The sequence below is a fragment of the Virgibacillus sp. FSP13 genome (assembly GCF_054048505.1).
On sequence record NZ_JBSVKG010000001.1, the window covers coordinates 1 to 19870 of the forward strand.

15 protein-coding genes are annotated in these 19870 nt (G+C 40.7%); all 15 read left to right on the top strand.

Annotated elements, in window-relative coordinates; translation table 11 throughout:
* The first annotated feature begins 150 nt into the window (after positions 1-150).
* The 15 genes from ACW2QC_RS00005 (at position 151) to fsa (ending at position 19845) form a co-directional block, all read left to right on the top strand.
* Positions 151-591, top strand: coding sequence for a DUF1934 domain-containing protein (locus ACW2QC_RS00005; protein ID WP_457541927.1), 441 nt, complete (start codon positions 151-153; stop codon positions 589-591).
* Entirely contained in the window at positions 588-2255 is a 1668-nt protein-coding gene (argS, locus tag ACW2QC_RS00010; protein ID WP_457541928.1) for an arginine--tRNA ligase, read from the top strand. Before ACW2QC_RS00005 ends, argS begins: the two co-directional genes overlap by 4 nt.
* Positions 2256-2468: 213 nt before the next feature.
* Entirely contained in the window at positions 2469-4574 is a 2106-nt protein-coding gene (locus ACW2QC_RS00015; protein ID WP_457541929.1) for a heterodisulfide reductase-related iron-sulfur binding cluster, read from the top strand.
* 191 nt (positions 4575-4765) lie between these two features.
* Positions 4766-5953, top strand: a complete 1188-nt coding sequence (locus ACW2QC_RS00020) for an acetyl-CoA C-acetyltransferase (protein ID WP_457541930.1) — start codon at positions 4766-4768, stop codon at positions 5951-5953.
* A gap of 85 nt (positions 5954-6038) precedes the next feature.
* Positions 6039-6890 (top strand): 3-hydroxybutyryl-CoA dehydrogenase, encoded by an 852-nt coding sequence (locus tag ACW2QC_RS00025; RefSeq protein WP_457541931.1) that lies wholly within the window; start codon positions 6039-6041, stop codon positions 6888-6890.
* Positions 6891-6927: 37 nt separating this feature from the next.
* Positions 6928-8070, top strand: coding sequence for an acyl-CoA dehydrogenase (locus tag ACW2QC_RS00030; protein WP_457541932.1), 1143 nt, complete (start codon positions 6928-6930; stop codon positions 8068-8070).
* Between the two features lie 12 nt (positions 8071-8082).
* The gene (locus tag ACW2QC_RS00035; protein ID WP_457541933.1) at positions 8083-9222 is read left to right on the top strand and encodes an acyl-CoA dehydrogenase; all 1140 of its coding nucleotides are present in this window, start codon (positions 8083-8085) and stop codon (positions 9220-9222) included.
* Positions 9223-9783: 561 nt separating this feature from the next.
* Entirely contained in the window at positions 9784-10722 is a 939-nt protein-coding gene (meaB, locus tag ACW2QC_RS00040; protein WP_457542262.1) for a methylmalonyl Co-A mutase-associated GTPase MeaB, read from the top strand.
* Positions 10719-11360, top strand: a complete 642-nt coding sequence (locus ACW2QC_RS00045; RefSeq protein ID WP_457541934.1) for a TetR/AcrR family transcriptional regulator — start codon at positions 10719-10721, stop codon at positions 11358-11360. Before meaB ends, ACW2QC_RS00045 begins: the two co-directional genes overlap by 4 nt.
* Before the next feature lie 16 nt (positions 11361-11376).
* Positions 11377-14619 carry a fused isobutyryl-CoA mutase/GTPase IcmF gene (gene icmF / locus ACW2QC_RS00050; protein WP_457541935.1) on the top strand — a complete coding sequence of 1081 codons (3243 nt, stop codon included), beginning with the start codon at positions 11377-11379 and terminating at the stop codon, positions 14617-14619.
* Between the two features lie 272 nt (positions 14620-14891).
* Positions 14892-15434, top strand: coding sequence for a DNA-directed RNA polymerase subunit delta (gene rpoE, locus ACW2QC_RS00055; RefSeq protein WP_457541936.1), 543 nt, complete (start codon positions 14892-14894; stop codon positions 15432-15434).
* 459 nt (positions 15435-15893) lie between these two features.
* Positions 15894-17498: a CTP synthase gene (locus ACW2QC_RS00060; RefSeq protein WP_457541937.1), complete on the top strand. Its 1605-nt coding sequence runs from the start codon at positions 15894-15896 to the stop codon at positions 17496-17498.
* A gap of 181 nt (positions 17499-17679) precedes the next feature.
* Positions 17680-18069, top strand: a complete 390-nt coding sequence (locus ACW2QC_RS00065) for a response regulator (RefSeq protein WP_457541938.1) — start codon at positions 17680-17682, stop codon at positions 18067-18069.
* Between the two features lie 157 nt (positions 18070-18226).
* On the top strand, positions 18227-19084 hold the full coding sequence (locus ACW2QC_RS00070; RefSeq protein ID WP_457541939.1) for a class II fructose-bisphosphate aldolase: 858 nt from the start codon (positions 18227-18229) through the stop codon (positions 19082-19084).
* Between the two features lie 119 nt (positions 19085-19203).
* On the top strand, positions 19204-19845 hold the full coding sequence (gene fsa / locus ACW2QC_RS00075) for a fructose-6-phosphate aldolase (protein ID WP_457541940.1): 642 nt from the start codon (positions 19204-19206) through the stop codon (positions 19843-19845).
* Positions 19846-19870: the final 25 nt, after the last annotated feature.

Here is a 19870-nt window from a genome sequence, read left to right on the forward strand (position 1 = left end):
ACATCGGCGCGAGAAGCAAAACATCGGCGCGAGAAGCAAAACATCGGCGCGAGAAGCAAAAACTGCCATCAACACACCTTAATATTGAAATCCTCCCCCATTTATCGCTATAATAAGTAAATATCCGATTTTTAAAGCAGGAGCGATTTGATGGATGCACAACAAACCCGAGTGTCGATTAAACTCCAGATGACCATTGAGGATAATGGGCAGATCGAACAGACAACAACGAACGCGACCGGATTTTTATATAACCGCAACAATATGAATGTATTAACATATGATGAACACCATGAAAATAGCGACCCAATCAAAAATTTAGTGACCATACAACCGGAAAAGGTGAGCATTAAACGGACGGGGCCGGTTCAGATGCATCAGCAATTTCACTTGAATCAAACCACTGAGAATGTTTTCCAACACCCGCATGGAAATTTACATATGGAAACTGAAACAGAGAAAATAGATTACCAGCCGATAACCGCTACCAAACAAGGGCACTTAGCGATAAGTTATACGGTAAGTCTAAATGGACAAGACGCGCGCAAGCATCAATTAACAATGGTTATGAAAGAGGAGGAATCCAAATGAACGTATTAGCACAAACCGAAGAAACGTTAAGACAGGAAATTGCAGAAGCAGTCATAAAGGCGGAACTAGCAGCTAAAGAAGAACTGCCACAAATAATTTTGGAGAAACCGAAAGACAAGGCACATGGCGATTTTGCCTCAAATATTGCGATGCAGCTTGCACGAATTGCGAAAAAGGCACCACGGCAAATAGCACAAGATATCGTGGAAAATTTAGATCAGACAAAAGCATCGATTGAAAAAGTTGAAATTGCTGGACCTGGATTCATCAACTTTTTTACGAAAAACGATTTTTTAAGTGAACTTATTCCTACCATATTGGAAGCTGAAAAAAATTACGGGAAAACGAATGCTGGGCAAGGTGAGAAAATCCAAGTTGAATTTGTATCGGTGAATCCAACGGGTGATTTACATCTGGGCCATGCGCGTGGAGCAGCATTTGGTGATGTGCTTTGCAATGTGTTGGATACAGCAGGCTACAGTGTTGAGCGGGAATACTACATGAATGATGCTGGTAAACAAATTGACAATCTAGCATTGTCTGTTGAAGCGCGTTATTTGCAAGCTTTGAATATGGATGCTGAGATGCCGGAGGATGGTTATCGAGGAAAAGATATAATTGAAATCGGTGAAAAGCTTGCTGAAGAATATGGCGACAAATGGGTAAACACAGATAAAGCAGAACGTCTGGCCTTTTTTAAGGAATATGGTTTGGAATATGAAATGGGCAAAATAAAAAGAGACTTAGCTGAGTTTCATGTTCATTTTGACAGCTGGTTTTCTGAACGATCTTTATATAAAGAAGACAAAATCACGGATGCCTTAAATACGTTAAAGCAAGGCAATTATATTTATGAAAAAGATGGGGCAACATGGTTCCGTTCAACAGACTTTGGTGATGATAAAGATCGTGTGTTGATTAAGCAGGATGGAAATTACACTTATCTGACTCCAGACATCGCTTACCATCAAAATAAGTTGGAACGTGGCTTTGATAAAATTGTGAATGTGTGGGGCGCCGACCATCACGGCTATATTCCGCGGATGCGTGCAGCAATTCAGGCACTTGGCTATGATAAAGATAAGTTGGATGTCAAGATTATTCAAATGGTTAACCTATTTGAAAACGGTGAAAAACTGCGCATGAGTAAACGAACAGGTAATGCTGTTGGACTGCGTGAGTTAATGGACGAGGTGGGTGTTGATGCCGTACGTTATTTCTTTGTCACCCGTTCGAACGATTCACAGCTTGACTTTGATTTAAATCTGGCGCGTTCACAGTCCAATGATAACCCTGTTTATTATGTTCAATATGCACACGCAAGAATCTGTACCATGCTGAAACAAGCTGAAGAAAAAGGTTTGGCTGCTGAGGGCTATGACGCGAGTTTGTTAACGGCTGAAAAGGAAATGGACCTGCTGAAAAAATTAGGTGGGTTTCCACAAACGATTGCTGATGCTGCAGCAAAGGCAACACCACATAAGGTGACACAATATATCTTTGACCTGGCATCATTATTGCATAGCTTTTACAATGCCGAAAAAGTGTTAGATCCGGAAAACCCAGAACGCACAAAGGCACGTATCGCACTGATGAAAGCCGTACGCATTACTATTGCCAACGGTCTACAAATAATTGGTGTATCCGCACCGGAAAAAATGTAAACATGTCTCCCTATCTTTTGTTAGGTAGGGGGGGCATTTCTTTTTGAATACGCACTTTAAAATAATGACAATTATAAAAAAATATGTTGACTGAATGATCATTCACATTTAAAGTAGTAGTATAATCTTTTTAAGGGAGATACAGTGAGTTTAATTTTCCGAAAAATGCAATCGCTGTCATTTTCGGTTATAATAAACAAAGGGGGAGCGGGAATGGATACGTTTTTGCTGATAAATGCAATTGTGTTCACAGTTGTCGTTATCTATGGATTATATTTATTCGGTAGAGTAATAGCAACGCGGACAGCATATATCAAACTGGGTAAAAAATCAGTATTTGATGGGGAAATTAAAGAGCGTTTGCGGAGAATTGGTAAAATTGTGTTTGGCCAATCAAAGCTGTTAAAGGATAAAAAGTCCGGAATCATGCATGTCATGATGTTCTACGGGTTTTTACTCGTTCAATTTGGTGCCATTGATATGTTTGTCAAAGGACTGGCGCCAGGTAAGCATTTACCGTTTGGACTGTTCTATCCTGGTTTTACATTTTTCCAAGAACTTGTTACGTTAATGATCTTGGTGGCTGTAGCAATTGGCTTTCACCGCCGTTATGTTGAAAAAATTGTCCGCCTTAAACGCGGGTTTAAAGCTGGCCTTGTTCTCATTTTTATTGGAACGTTAATGTTATCTGTTCTAGTTGGTAACGGGATGGCACAAATCTGGCATGGTCATGAAGCGACATGGTCAGAACCGGTTGCTAGTTTGATAGGTATGGGATTCGGCTGGATGTCACCGGCTGCAGCTGCTGTTGTATTCTATTTAGCTTGGTGGATTCATGCGATTACGATCCTAACGTTTTTAGTTTATGTACCGCAATCGAAACACGCACACTTAATTGCAGCACCGATCAATGTGTTCTTAAGTAAACGTGTTCCGGGAAAATTAAAGAAACTAGATTTTGATATTGATGAAGATGCTGAAGAAAATGAAGATGAAATTTCCTTTGGTGTCGGAAAAGTAGAAGATTTCGAGCAATACCAGATGATTGATTTTTATGCATGTGTGGAATGTGGCCGTTGTACAGATGTATGTCCAGCAGCGGGCACTGGAAAAATGCTTTCGCCGATGGATTTAATGGTCAAAATTCGTGACCATCTAACTGAAAAAGGTGCTGCAGTAACGGGTAAGTCGCCATGGGTACCATCCTATGCCTTTTCGAACACAAAAGGAAACCAAATTGCGAATTCAGAAGCGGCAGCAAGCATTCAAAACGTTAGCTTAATTGGTGATGTTATTACAGAAGAAGAACTTTCTGCTTGTACGACGTGCCGTAACTGTGAAGATGCTTGCCCAGTGATGAACGAGCATGTTGACAAAATTATTGACTTACGCCGTTATCTCGTAATGACGGAAGGAAAAATGGACCCGGATGCACAGCGCGCTGTGATGAATATTGAACGTCAAGGAAATCCATGGGGTCTATCGAAAAAAGACCGTATCAAATGGCGTGAATTAGATGAATCTGTTTACATTCCAACAATGAAAGAATTGAAAAAAGAAGATAAAGACTTTGAATACCTATTCTGGGTAAGTTCTATGGGTGCATATGACAACCGCAGTCAAAAAATCGCGCTTGCGTTTGCAAAACTAATGAACAAAGCAGGAATAAGCTTTGCAATATTAGGTAACAAAGAAGCAAACTCGGGCGATACTGCTCGTCGTATCGGAAATGAATTTTTATTCCAGGAAATTGCTGAGAAGAATATCAAGGAATTTGAAAAGCATGACGTGAAAAAGATTGTTACAATCGATCCGCATGCCTACAATATTTTCAAAAATGAGTACCCTGATTTTGGCTTTGAGGCTGAGGTTTACCATCATACACAAATGCTCTTTGATCTTGTAATGAATGGAAAACTTGCACCCAAAAAGGAAATTAGGGAAAGGCTCACATATCATGATTCCTGCTACTTAGGAAGGTATAATGGTGTTTATGATCCACCAAGAGAAATTCTGAAGTCTATCCCGGGCCTTGAGCTTGTTGAGATGGATCGTAGCCGCGAAAACGCGATGTGTTGTGGTGCTGGCGGTGGATTAATGTGGAGTGAGGAAACAACGGGTAACCGGATTAACGTTTCCCGAACAGAACAAGCAATGGCGGTTCAACCATCAATGATTTCGAGTGCGTGTCCATATTGCCTGACAATGTTGAGTGACGGTACGAAAGCGAAAGAGGTTGAAGAAGATATTAGCACAATGGATGTTGCAGAAATTCTTGCACTGTCCGTACTTGTTGAAGAAGAAGTGAAGACAGCTTAAGTAAATGCTTGCTGGGCCTTTTCGAAGTTCCACGATGAATCGCTAAAGTAAAAAGAATTGGAGGGGCGTCATAACAGGACCCCTCTCCTTTTCAGAATCTATAGTGAGCGAGCGTTCAATCAATAATAGTAAGCGTTATCAAAGTCTTTTAGAATAGAAGGACATTACATTTTGAAAGGAATGGTTTAATAATGAGAAAAACTGTTATCGTCTCAGGGGCACGAACGCCATTTGGTAAATTTGGTGGAGCATTGAAGTCATTTACTGCTTCTCAATTAGGTGGCAAGACAATTCGTGAGGCATTAGATCGCGCTGGTCTATCAGAATCAGAAATTGATGAAGTCATTATGGGCACTGTATTGCAAGGCGGTCAAGGGCAAATTCCTTCACGTCAGGCAGCTCGTGAAGCAGGCATCCCATGGGAGGTAAAAACAGAAACGATTAATAAAGTGTGTGCGTCAGGCCTTCGCAGTGTAACATTGGCAGATCAATTGATTCGTCTAGGTGATGAAGAAGTGATTGTTGCTGGTGGGATGGAAAGCATGAGCAATGCACCATACTACTTACCAGATGCACGCTGGGGAAATCGCATGGGTGATAAGAAAGTAATCGATATGATGGTACACGATGGATTAACATGTTCATTTGAAGGGATACACATGGGAAATTATGGAAACTCAACAGCTGAGGAATTTGATGTAACAAGAGAGCAGCAGGATGAGTGGTCGCTTCGCAGTCATCAACGGGCAGTTGAAGCAATCGAAACTGGTAAATTTGCCGAGGAAATAGTTGCATTAGAGGTTCCGCAACGTAAAGGGGATCCGGTTGTTGTTGATACAGATGAGGCGCCGCGTAAAGATACTAGTATAGACAAACTAGCAAAATTGCGTCCGGCATTTGACCCAGATGGTACGGTCACTGCTGGGAATGCACCTGGGGTTAATGATGGTGCATGTGCATTTGTTGTCATGTCTGACGAAAAAGCAAAAGCATTAGGCAAAGAAACAATGGCAACCGTCCTTGGTCATGCAGAAGTAGCGGTTGAAGCGAAAAACTTCCCGCAAACACCAGGACTTGTAATTAATAAATTACTAGAAAAAACAGGGTACACGAAAGATGATATCGATCTGTTTGAAATCAATGAGGCTTTCGCAGTCGTATCCTTGGCAAGTGGCCAAATAGCTGGTATTGATCCAGAGAAAGTGAACGTCAATGGAGGTGCAGTTGCCCTAGGTCATCCAATCGGGGCTAGTGGTGCGCGCATAATTTTAACCTTGATCCATGAACTAAAGCGCCGTGGTGGCGGATTGGGAATCGCAGCAATTTGCAGTGGCGGCGGTCAAGGCGACGCAATATTAATCGACGTACCGAAACAATAATCGGGACATGGGGACAGGTCCCTTGTCCCAGTGAAGGCGGGACAACTAACCTGTCCCCATGTCCCAAAATGGGAGGAAATGGATAATGGAAATTCAAAAGGTGATGGTCATTGGTGCTGGACAAATGGGTGCGGGGATTGCTCAGGTCTGTGCACAGTCTGGTTTTGATGTTTTTTTAAATGATATGAACGAGCAAGCCCTTGATAAAGGGATGAAAAATATTGAAAAATTATTAACACGTGCGGTGGAAAAAGAACGCTTGACAGAGTCACAAAAGGTAGATACGTTGAACCGACTTCACCCGTCGACAAAATTAGCCGATGCAGCAGATCGTGATGTCGTCATTGAGGCTGTTGTCGAAAATATGGATGTGAAGGCAAGCGTCTTTTCAGAACTCGACAAAATCACACCAAAACATGCCATTCTTGCATCGAATACATCTTCGTTACCAATCACAGAAATTGCCGCAACAACCAATCGGCCGCAGCAGGTAATTGGCATGCATTTTATGAATCCGGTTCCCGTGATGAAACTTGTCGAAGTTATTCGCGGACTGCAAACGAGTGATGAAACCTATCAAACAATCGAAGACATGTCTGAAAAATTATCGAAAACATCTGTTGAGGTAAGCGACCTACCCGGATTTGCTGCGAATCGCATTTTAATGCCGATGATTAATGAGGCTGTGTTTGCGCTACATGAAGGTGTTGCATCAGTAGAAGATATTGACACAGTGATGAAGCTTGGCATGAATCATCCAATGGGACCATTAACATTAGCTGATTTCATTGGCTTGGACACGTGCTTGTATATTATGGAAGTGCTTCATGAAGGATTTGGTGATAGCAAATACCGTCCATGTCCGTTACTTAGAAAATATGTAAACGCCGGTTGGCTTGGTAAAAAGTCTGGCCGCGGATTTTATCAATATAATTAATACTACTAGCATGACACACAGAAGAGGGGGCGAATGTATGAATTTACATTTTTCCGAAGAACAGGAAATGATGCGAAAAATGGTGCGTGATTTTGCCCAAAAAGAAGTCGCACAAGAAGTAGATCGGATGGAGCGAGAGGATCGCTTCCCACGGGAACTTATTAAGAAGATGGGCGAACTCGGGTTAATGGGTATCCCGATCCCTGAAGAATACGGTGGAAGCGGCATGGATTTCACGTCGTATATCATAGCCATTAATGAGCTGTCAAAGGTTAGTGCCACAATTGGTGTTATTTTATCTGTACATACATCTGTTGGGACAAATCCAATCCGTTATTTTGGCAATGAGGAACAAAAGAAACAATATTTACCAAAACTTGCATCCGGCGAATACCTTGGCGCATTTGCCTTAACCGAGCCTGGCGCTGGGTCTGATGCTGCTAGTCTAAAAACGAAGGCAAAAAAAGACGGTGACAATTATATTTTAAACGGCTCGAAAGTGTTTATTACAAATGGTGGTGAAGCGGATACGTACATTACATTCGCCCGCACAGAAGACGAACAAGGAAACAGCAGTGTCAGCGCATTTATCGTAGAAAAGGATACACCAGGTCTCGTGGTCGGTAAGAAAGAAAAGAAAATGGGATTACATGGTTCAAATACTGTACAGCTCAATTTTGATCAGTGTGTTGTACCGAAACAGCAGCTGCTTGGCAAAGAAGGAGAAGGCTTTAAAATTGCTATGTCGAACTTAAATGTCGGACGCATCGGTATCGCTGCCCAAAGCCTAGGTGTTGGCGAGGCAGCACTTGAATATGCTGTGAATTATGCAAAAGAGCGGGAGCAATTCGGTAAACCAATTGCTCATAATCAAGGAATTTCCTTTAAATTGGCTGATATGGCAACAGAAGTCGAGGCTGCAAAGCTATTAACCTACCATGCAGCATCACTCGTCCAGCAAAATATTCCATGCAGCAAGGAAGCATCGATGGCGAAAATGTATGCATCAAAAACGGCACGCCAAACAGCAATTGAAGCGGTTCAAGTTTACGGTGGTTATGGGTATACAGAGGATTATCCGATTGAACGCCTTTTCCGTGATGCAAAAATAACCGAAATCTATGAAGGAACAAACGAAATTCAACACATTGTTATTTCAAGACATCTTTTACTCGATTAAGGGGGACAAAAAATGAATTTTCAACTAACCGACGAACAAGAAATGCTACGTAAAATGGTCCGTGATTTTGCCAAAAAGGATGTTGAACCAACAGCGGCAGAACGGGACGAGGAAGAGCGCTTTGACCGCGAACTTTTTGATAAAATGGCGGAACTTGGCCTAACAGGAATTCCGTGGCCGGAAGAATATGGTGGAATTGGTGCAGATTTTGTCAGTTACGTTATTGCAGTAGAGGAATTGTCGCGTGTATGTGCATCAACTGGGGTAACACTTTCTGCCCACCTTTCCCTTTGTAGCTGGCCGATTTATAAATATGGAAATGAGGACCAGAAGAAAACATTTTTACATCGTTTAGCAACAGGTGAAGCATTAGGAGCTTATGCACTATCTGAGCCTGGTGCAGGCAGTGATGCGGCATCAATGAAAACGGTTGCGAAAAAAGATGGCGACCATTACGTACTAAATGGTAATAAAGTATGGATTACCAATGGTGGTGTTGCGGACATTTATATCGTCTTTGCAAAAACAGATCCAGATGCGAAACATAAAGGGGTTAGCGCATTTATTGTTGAAAAAGGTACAGAAGGATTTATGTTTGGTAAAAAAGAAAAGAAATTAGGCATTCGATCATCACCAACAACTGAATTGATTTTCGAAAACTGCCGTGTACCAAAGGAAAACATGCTCGGTGCAGAAGGAGAAGGCTTTAAAATTGCCATGACAACGCTTGATGGCGGACGGAATGGAATTGCTGCACAAGCATTAGGAATTGCTCAAGGCGCACTTGATGCAGCAGTTGATTATGCAAAAGAGCGTGAACAATTCGGTAAACCAATCGCCCGTAACCAGGGAATTTCATTCAAACTAGCTGACATGGCAACAGAAGTCGAAGCTGCTCGTCTATTAACCTATCAAGCGGCATGGCTAGAATCAGAAGGCTTGCCATACGGAAAAGCATCCGCAATGTCAAAATTGTATGCTGGTGATGCAGCAATGCGCACAACAGTCGAAGCAGTGCAAGTCTTCGGTGGCTACGGCTACACGAAAGATTATCCAGTTGAACGCTACATGCGCGATGCAAAAATCACCCAAATCTATGAAGGAACAAACGAAGTACAACGGCTCGTTATCGGTAGAATGCTAACCAAATAACATTTTGATCAAGAATACAGCACTACGGAAGGTTGTTTTTGACACAATAGATATAAAATGCGACGTAACCAGGAAGTTGCTCTCCCGCCGTTCCGGAAATACACTTCGCTTTCCGCGGGCGGCTGCTGAGCCTCCTCGAGCTGAGCACTAAGGGGTCTCACCTAGGCCTTCCCTCCCGCTGGAGTCTACGTGTATTTCCTCCACTGGTATATAATACGTTTGCAATTTCCAACATCTATTGCTGGATCAAATAACAATAATTATTATCCATTTTTTTAATATAGTTGATTGGAGTGAAGGGCAGTCGACTCCTGCGGGAACAGCACGAGTCTGAAGACCCCGCAGGAAGTGGTTTTCTTCCGAGGAGGCTGAAGCCGTGCCCGCGGAAAGCGACTGCCCGGAACGGAAATCAACGGAGCACTTACTTCGACTCAAATTTCGGAGTGCTAGGTGAAGCGCCAATTAATAAAACACTATGAAGCAGTTTCTCTCGACTACGAAATGGAAAAGCAACAAACAATTGCGAAAACAGCACTACGAAAAAAAGAAAGGATGAATCCCATGCATGCACTAGTTGAACGGATGAGACAACAGGATATGAGGGCGCTGGCAAAAGCAATCACGATGGTTGAAAATGATCATCCGGATAAGCTGACACTTTTAAGTGATGTTTTTTCTCAAAAGAAGCACGCCCGCTATGTTGGGATAACCGGCTCACCTGGTGCAGGGAAGAGTTCTTTAGTAAATCGGTTAATTACCCATATCCGTAGCGAAGGCAAAACCGTTGCGATCATTGCAGTCGACCCTACCAGCCCTTTTAGCGGAGGCGCATTACTCGGTGATCGGGTCCGCATGAACCAGCATTTCACGGATGATGGGGTCTATATTCGTAGTATGGCGACCCGCGGTAGTTTAGGTGGCTTAGCACGTGCCACGAAGGATGCAGTTCGAACTTGTGATGCATACGGATTTGATGTTGTCATCGTGGAAACGGTAGGGGTCGGTCAATCCGAACTGGACATTATGAAAATAGTTGATACGACAGCACTCGTGTTAACGCCAAATAGTGGGGATGTTCTGCAGATTTTCAAGGCAGGAATTATGGAAATAGCTGATCTATTCGTCATTAATAAAGCAGATCTCCCCGGTTACGGCAAGTTAAAAGCGCTATTAAAAGAGCTGATCATGATGACGAAAAATGATGAACATGAGAAAGCAATCGTCAAAACAATTACAACGGAAAATAAAGGCATTGATAAATTGTGGGAAAAAATCAATGCACATCACGATTTCCTATACCAAACAAAAGTGGGTACAAAACGTCGGATTATGCAACAAGAGCTTGAGGTGTACGAATTGATTCGCGAAGAAATATGGCGGGATGTCGAGAAATTTGTCAAAACCGATGATACATTGCAAGTTGATGAAACCAGTGATCCATACAAATTAGCACGTGATTGGTATCAAAAATGGAAAAAAGAAGGGAGAAGTGTGACATGACAAATAAACACGTTCTTTCTTCTGTTAAAGATCAAGTTTTAATTGAAAAACGTCGTAACCAAATGATTCAAGGTGCGATCACCCTTTTTAAAGAAAAAGGTTTTCACCGGACAACAACAAGGGAAATTGCGAAAGAATCCGGGTTTAGTATCGGTACATTGTATGAATATATCCGAACGAAGGAAGATATTTTATTTTTGGTTGTTGATTCCATTCACCATCAGGTTCGGGAACGGTTAGAAGCAAAAATCGACTTGAAATCCCCCTCTATGGAAAATTTTATTTCGATGATTCGATCATTTTTCTACCTTATGGATGAGATGCAGGAGGAAGTATTGATCCTTTATCAGGAAGTAAAGTCATTGAAAAAGGAGTCAAGGGATTACGTTCTCCAGAAAGAGCGGGATATGGTTGGTATGCTTGAGCGTGCTCTTGTAGCCTGCTTGCCTGGCCAATTATCCAAGCAGGATGCGGAACTTTTGTCCAACAACATTTTTGTTCAGGGGCAAATGTGGGGGTTCAGAAGATGGATACTCCAAAAGCAATTTACACTTGATGAATACATCGACGGTCAAATCGATTATTTATTAAAAAGTTTAACGATTGATCAAGAACAATTAGGGGAGAAAAACGCTTAAAAGGAGGCACTTGATAATGGAACAAGTAGAGGTCTATTATCCGAAAAATCCTGTCCGTATTGTAACCGCTTCAAGTTTATTTGACGGACACGATGCATCAATTAATATTATGCGCAGAATTATGCAGGCTAGTGGTGCTGAGGTTATTCATTTAGGACATAATCGTTCAGTTGAAGAGGTTGTTCATGCTGCTGTTCAAGAGGATGTTCAAGGGATTGCAATCTCCTCTTATCAGGGTGGTCATGTGGAGTATTTTAAATACATGGTCGATCTCTTGAAAGAACTTGGCGCAGATCATATTAAAGTCGTTGGCGGTGGTGGAGGAACTATTCTGCCCCGTGAGATTAAAGAACTTCATGACTATGGCGTAACATGGATCTTTTCACCAGAAGACGGGCGAAAATATGGTCTGCAAGGAATGATTAATCGTGTGCTGGAGAAGTGTGATTTTATTCCGCCAGTTGACGTAAAGAAAGATCAACAAAAGCTGACCAAAGGGGATCGCGGAACAATAGCCCGATTTATTACTTATATGGAAAATGAAGCAGTGGATAATGAGGAAAAGCAAACTATACTTGAAGACATCCGGAAACAATCAAATACAAATACACCTGTCCTTGGTATTACCGGAACTGGTGGTGCTGGAAAAAGTTCATTGACCGATGAATTAATCCGCCGCTTCATTCATGAAATTCCGGATAAAAAAATCGCCATTATTTCGATCGATCCAACCAAACGGAAAACAGGCGGAGCACTACTTGGCGACCGGATTCGCATGAACGCTATTTTTACCGACCGTGTCTATATGCGCTCATTGGCAACACGTGATTCCAGGGATGAGCTTTCCAAGGCAATCCAAGATGTGATTGATGTTGTCAGAGCATCAGGTTATGACTTTATCATTGTGGAAACAAGTGGTATTGGGCAAGGGAACGCTGCGATCACGGATATTACTGATCTGTCCATGTATGTTATGACAGCGGAATTTGGTGCGCCATCACAACTGGAGAAAATCGACATGATCGACTTTGCTGATTTTATCGTTATCAATAAATTTGAACAAAAAGGGTCAGAAGATGCATTAAATCAAGTAAGGAAGCAATATGAACGAAGCCATATGCTATTTCATCAGGACCAAGAAAAGTTCCCTGTCTTTGGCACGATTGCCAGTCAGTTTAATGATGAAGGTACAAATGCATTATTCGCATCGATTATTGATACGTTAAATGAAAAATATGATTGGAACAGTGAAACAGACTTCAATCGTAATACCATTGCGGAAAAGCAAAACATGATTATTACCAATGAACGCCGTCATTACTTACGTGAAATTGCCACACACGTACGTAATTATCATAGCAATACAGAAAAGCAAAGTGACATTGCGCGCAAGCTTTTCCAATTGGAAGGTGTTAAAGAAACGATCGATGATGACAATGTGGTCAAAACAATCGATCAAACTATCGAAGCTTATGAGGAAAAACTAGACCCGAGAGCGAAAAAATTGCTCGATTCCTGGGATGAAACGAAAGAAAGATACAGCCAGGAAAAAATGACGTTTTCTGTACGTGATAAAGAGATTGACATGGATATCGTCACAGAATCATTGTCCGGATTAAAGATTCCGAAAGTCGCATTTCCAAAGTATACCGATTGGGGAGAGCGTTTAACCTGGCTACTGAAAGAAAACGTTCCAGGAGCATTTCCATTTACTGCAGGGGTTTTCCCATTTAAGCGCAAGGGGGAAGATCCAACACGCCAGTTCGCTGGAGAAGGTACACCAGAACGCACGAACCGCCGCTTCCATTACCTCTCCAAGAATGATGATGCAAAACGGCTCTCTACAGCATTTGATTCTGTGACATTGTATGGGGAAGACCCGGCGCCACGTCCAGATATTTATGGTAAAGTTGGCGAAAGTGGCGTTAATATTTGTACGCTTGATGATATGAAAAAACTTTATGATGGTTTTGATTTAACAAACCCATTAACATCCGTTTCGATGACCATCAATGGACCTGCACCAATTATTTTGGCGATGTTTTTCAATACGGCAATTGATCAGCAAATTACCAAATTCAAGGAAGAGAATGGTCGCGAGCCTAACAAGCAAGAGTATGAAAAGCTAAAAGATGATACCTTAGCAGTTGTTCGTGGAACGGTGCAAGCGGATATTTTGAAGGAAGATCAGGGGCAAAACACGTGCATTTTCTCAACAGAATTTGCCTTACGGATGATGGGCGACATCCAGCAGTATTTCATTGATAAAAAGGTACGAAACTATTATTCTGTTTCAATTTCTGGCTATCATATCGCAGAAGCAGGAGCGAACCCAATTACTCAGCTTGCCTTCACATTAGCGAATGGGTTCACCTATGTCGAATACTACTTGAGCAGAGGCATGGATGTTAATAAATTTGCAAAAAATCTATCATTCTTCTTCTCAAATGGACTTGACCCGGAATATACAGTGATTGGTCGTGTGGCGCGTCGGATTTGGGCGGTAACAATGCGTGATAAATATGGTGCCAACGAGCGAAGCCAGAAATTGAAATACCATGTACAAACGTCTGGAAGGTCGCTGCATGCTCAGGAAATTCAGTTTAATGATATTCGCACAACACTACAAGCACTATTAGCAATTCAAGATAACTGTAATTCCTTGCATACAAACTCTTATGATGAAGCAATTACAACACCAACCGAAGAATCGGTACGACGTGCAATGGCAATTCAAATGATTATCAATAAAGAGTTTGGTTTAACGAAAAACGAAAACTCGTTGCAGGGTTCGTTTATTGTAGAAGAATTAACAGATCTTGTCGAAGAAGCAGTATTGCAGGAATTTGAAAAGATGAATGACCGTGGTGGTGTTTTAGGAGCAATGGAACGCCAATACCAACGTGGTAAAATTCAGGCGGAATCACTTTATTACGAAGGTAAAAAACATTCCGGTGATCTACCGATTGTTGGGGTGAACACGTACTTAAGTCCAAATCCACCTTCAGAGGAAGACATTGACTCCATGGAACTTGCTCGTGCATCGACTGAAGAGAAAGAACATCAAATTAGTGAATTGCACAAGTTCCAGAATGCAAATAAAGAGCATGTTGATGCCGCATTAAAACAACTAAAACAAGTTGCAGCATCAGGCGGAAATATTTTTGCAGAATTAATGGAAACAGTTAAAGTAGCAAGCCTTGGCCAAATTACCAATGCACTGTATGAAGTAGGCGGACAGTATAGAAGAAATATGTAATATGAGGCTGACAAGAGGCAATGATAAAAGTTGAGAAAAGCAATCTTGCTTTTCTCAACTTTTTTAGGTCTATCACTAGCATAATCAGCTTTGATTTGTTTATAATGTATGGTATGGATTATAATCAAAAGCGGGAGCACAGGTAGATACGAACGCTTTGTTAACTGGTAAGTGGAAATTCAGTAATCATGTAGATTATTAATAAATAGTATTATTACAAAAAAATGGGCATTGCAAAGCCTTCATTACACAAGAAAAGGGAGTGCGGTAGCGTGAGCTTGAAAAACTATGGCCACGAAGAATTAGCAAATATGTCAATGGTTGATTTGGCAGATTTAATTTTAACAGATGAAAAAAAGGCACTTGATTTTAGAGATATTTTCAAAAAGGTAGCTGAATTAAAAGGATTCTCAGAGGATGAACAGCGGGAATTTATTGCTCAGTTTTATACTGATTTAAACATTAATGGGCATTTTATGACGCTTGGTTCAAACATGTGGGGATTGAAACGTTGGTATCCCGTTGAACAAATTGATGAAGAAATAACAGCAGAACCGAAGAAAAAGAAGAAAGCAAAAAAGCCGAAGAAGAAAAAAGTAGAAGAAGAAGAGGAAACGTTTGAATCTGTCGAAAAGGAGCTTAATATCGTTGACGAAGATATTGAGAAACTGACTGGCAAAGTGACGGATGATGACGATGACGAAAGCTTCGATAATGATTTCGACGATGAAGATGACTATGATGAGTTTGATGAAGATGATGAAGAACTAGATGTTGAAGAAGATGAAGAGGAAGAAGAGGATGATAAAAAGTAATTAGTAGCTTGACTTTTTCTAAGCATATGAGTACAATGCTTATTGGGCTCTTTAAATCAGAATTCAAAGCGTTCCCCCTAATTGGGGGAACGCTTTTCGTGTTTTACTGGGATGTTCAAAAATGCTAAATAATAAGTATGCATGCTTATTTCTTTGCCAGTTTTTGAACACGCACATTTAAGAGAACCCAAACATTTTACACGTTTAAATAATGTACCTTTACACACATTAATGGTAATTATATTTTTTAGAACGAAGGAATAACGCGTACATGATAACAGAAGGCTCATTTCGTAATGTTTGTTGCTTAGTTGATATAAAATGCGAAGTGTATTTTCGTAGCGGTAATTACTGCGCATTTTATAACTATTGTGTCAAAAACAACAAATGATTTCGATGGGGCGAGTAATCGCAGTCCTAATTTTTTAGAAAACAGCCTAACAGAAAGAGGGAAAAGTAGTGACAAAGTATATTTTTGTAACTGGCGGTGTTGTTTCATCGCTTGGAAAGGGAATTACAGCAGCATCATTAGGAAGATTGTTAAAAAATAGAGGGCTAAAAGTAACGATTCAAAAATTCGATCCGTACATTAATGTGGATCCTGGAACAATGAGTCCATATCAGCATGGTGAAGTTTTTGTTACGGAAGATGGCGCAGAAACAGACTTGGATCTAGGACACTATGAACGTTTTACCGATATCAATTTAAATAAATACTCTAACATTACAACGGGGAAAGTTTATTCAAGTGTTATTAAGAAAGAACGTCGTGGTGATTATTTAGGCGGTACAGTTCAGGTTATTCCGCATATCACGAACGAAATTAAAGAGCAAGTATTCCGCGCTGGACAGGCAACAAAGGCGGATGTCGTGATCACGGAAATCGGCGGTACAGTAGGTGATATTGAATCATTACCGTTCCTAGAAGCTATCCGTCAGATTAAAAGTGATATTGGCCGTGATCATGTGATGTATATTCATTGTACACTTGTTCCATATATTAAGGCAGCTGGAGAAATGAAAACAAAACCAACCCAGCACAGTGTAAAGGAATTGCGCTCATTGGGCATTCAGCCAGATGCGATTGTTTTACGAACGGAATTGCCGATCAGTAAAGATATGAAGGAAAAAATCGCCTTGTTTTGTGATATAAACGAACAAGCAGTTATTGAAATGCGTGATGCCGATACACTCTATCAAGTACCAATCGCCCTTCAAGAACAGCATTTAGACCAATTAACATGTGACCATTTTGGACTAGATTGTCAGCCAGCCGAAATGGACGAATGGAAAGCACTTGTGAAAAAGGTTCGAAATCTGTCAAAAACGGTAAACATCGGGCTTGTCGGGAAGTATGTTGAATTGCCAGACGCCTATATTTCGGTTGTGGAATCGCTAAAACATGCAGGATTTCTTTATGATACAGATATTAACATTCATTGGATTAATGCAGAAAAATTGGATAAAGAGTCGATCAAACATGAATTGGATCAGGTTGACGGAATTTTAGTACCTGGTGGATTTGGTGATCGAGGTATCGAAGGAAAAATTGAAGCAATTCGGTATGCACGGGAAAATAATATTCCGTTTTTCGGCATTTGCCTTGGAATGCAATTAGCAACAGTTGAATATGCTCGTAATGTACTAGGATTAAACGGTGCGCATTCAGCAGAAATTGATCCGGAAACACCATATCCAATCATTGATTTACTTCCGGAACAGAAAAACATTTCCGATTTAGGTGGTACATTAAGATTAGGAATTTATCCATGTAAACTACAGGATGGAACGAAAACAAAAGCTGCATATGATGGAGAGGATCTCGTTTATGAACGCCATCGTCATCGGTATGAATTCAATAATGACTACCGTGAACAGATGGAGGAAAGCGGATTTATTTTCTCAGGGACAAGTCCTGATGGAAGGTTAGTGGAAACAATTGAGTTAAACAACCATCCTTGGTTTGTTGCTTGTCAATTTCATCCGGAGTTTAAATCACGTCCAACAAGACCACAAAGTTTATTTGCTGGATTTATCGGAGCTGCAGTAAACTTTCAACAATAATATTTCTCAAACACTAAACCCGCTATTGTGGCGGGTTTTTGTGTGGAATTGAATAGGTGCCCATCTCATAAATATGACTTGTTTTTGAGATTTGTTCGCTAAAAAAAAGGAGATAGGCTGTTTTATAGCGAAATAACTATAGCAGAGAGATATTGTTACGAATAAGGATGGGTTGAATTCTATGAGAAGAGAAATATTAATTGTTGATGATCAACCTGGTATACGATTGTTGCTTCAGGAAGTTTTTACAAATGAAGGCTACCAAGTTGAGACAGCAAATACAGGGAAAGAAGCATTGGAAAAATTACATAGTAACACATTTGATTTAATTATGCTGGACTATAAACTACCAATTGTTGATGGGGCAGAGGTTTTACAACGCTTGGATAAACAAGGGGTAACAACACCTGCCATTTTGATGAGTGGTTTGGCAGAGGAAGTAGTTAAGGAATCGCAAAATTTTAGCATGGTGCGAGAGGTTATTGCGAAACCATTTAATATTCAAGATATATGTTCAACGGTTAAAATTTTATTGGACGGGAAAGTACAAGCACAAGGGGAGGGTAAATAAATAATACGTTTTTTAGATTTCTGAAGCGACACGGCAGCGTTTGCTTCTTATTTCTTCTTCATTTTCTTGCTACATTGGTAACGAATTGGTATTCTTAAATGGTAGCTAAAATTAATTTAAGTAGATGAACGGGTGTCTATGAAGGAGGATATATAGTATGCCATTAGTATCAATGAAGGAAATGCTTGAAAAAGGGAAAGCAAATGGTTATGCTGTTGGACAATTTAATTTAAATAATTTGGAATATGCCCAAGCAATACTGGAAGCAGCTGAAGCGGAAAAATCACCCGTTATTTTAGGTGTGTCTGAAGGTGCTGGAAAATATATGGGTGGCTTTAAAGTTGTTGTGGCAATGGTTAAAGCGTTAATGGAAGCAAAAAGCATAACAGTTCCAGTTGCTATTCATTTAGATCATGGCTCAAGCTTTAAGAAAGCCGCTGAAGCAATTCAAGCAGGATTTACTTCTGTTATGATTGATGCTTCACACGACCCATTAGAAGAAAATATTGCGGTGACGAAAAAAGTGGTTGAACTAGCACATATCCATGGTGTTTCCGTTGAAGCAGAACTTGGTACAGTTGGCGGACAAGAAGACGACGTTGTTGCTGATGGTGTCATTTATGCTGATCCTAAGGAATGTTTAGAGCTAGTTAATAAGACAGGCATTGATTGTTTAGCGCCGGCACTTGGCTCTGTTCATGGACCATACAAGGGCGAACCTAATCTAGGGTTTAAGGAAATGGAGGAAATCTCCAAAACAATCGAGCTTCCTTTAGTATTACATGGTGGTACTGGTATCCCAACAAAAGATATTCAACATTCTATTTCATTAGGCACGGCAAAAATTAATGTCAACACAGAAAATCAAATTGCTCAAGCAAAAAAGGTTCGTGAAGTATTAAATGATAAACCTGATTTATACGATCCTCGTAAATACTTGGGACCTGGACGTGACGCAATTAAAGAAACAGTAATTGGTAAAATGCGCGAATTTGGTTCATCAAACCAAGCGTAAGCCACTGAATAAACGAACAAAATGAAGGATGACAAAGAAAGTTGGAAGGATTATCCGCCAGTTTCCTTTGTCAACTTTTGTTTAAAATAAAATGTAAAGATATGGAGGAGCTTTTTAATATGAAATTTTTTATTGATACGGCAAATATTGATGAAATTCGTGAAGCAAATGCCCTTGGAATCTTGGCAGGTGTAACAACGAATCCAAGTCTCGTTGCAAAAGAGGGTGTATCCTTTCATGACCGTCTTCGTGAAATAACTAAAGAAGTTTCAGGGTCTGTAAGTGCTGAAGTTATCTCTGAAGATGCAGAAGGTATGATTAAAGAGGGGAAAGAACTAGCAGCTATTGCACCGAATATCACGGTTAAAGTTCCGATGACTCTTGAAGGATTAAAGGCGGTAAAAGCATTTAGCGATGCCAACATTAAAACAAATGTAACATTAATCTTTAATGCAAACCAAGCATTACTTGCGGCACGAGCCGGAGCGACGTACGTCTCACCATTTTTAGGACGTTTAGATGATATTGGTCAAGAAGGAATGAATTTGGTTGCTACCATTGCTGAAATTTTTGACTGTCACGGAATTGAAACAGAAATAATTGCGGCATCCATACGCCATCCATTGCATGTCACAGACGCAGCATTAAATGGCGCACACATTGCCACTATTCCATATAAAGTGTTAGGACAACTTGTAAAGCATCCATTAACAGATCAAGGAATTGAAAAGTTTCTTGCTGACTGGAATAATCAAAAATAACGCGCATGAAACTGGAAAAAATGTG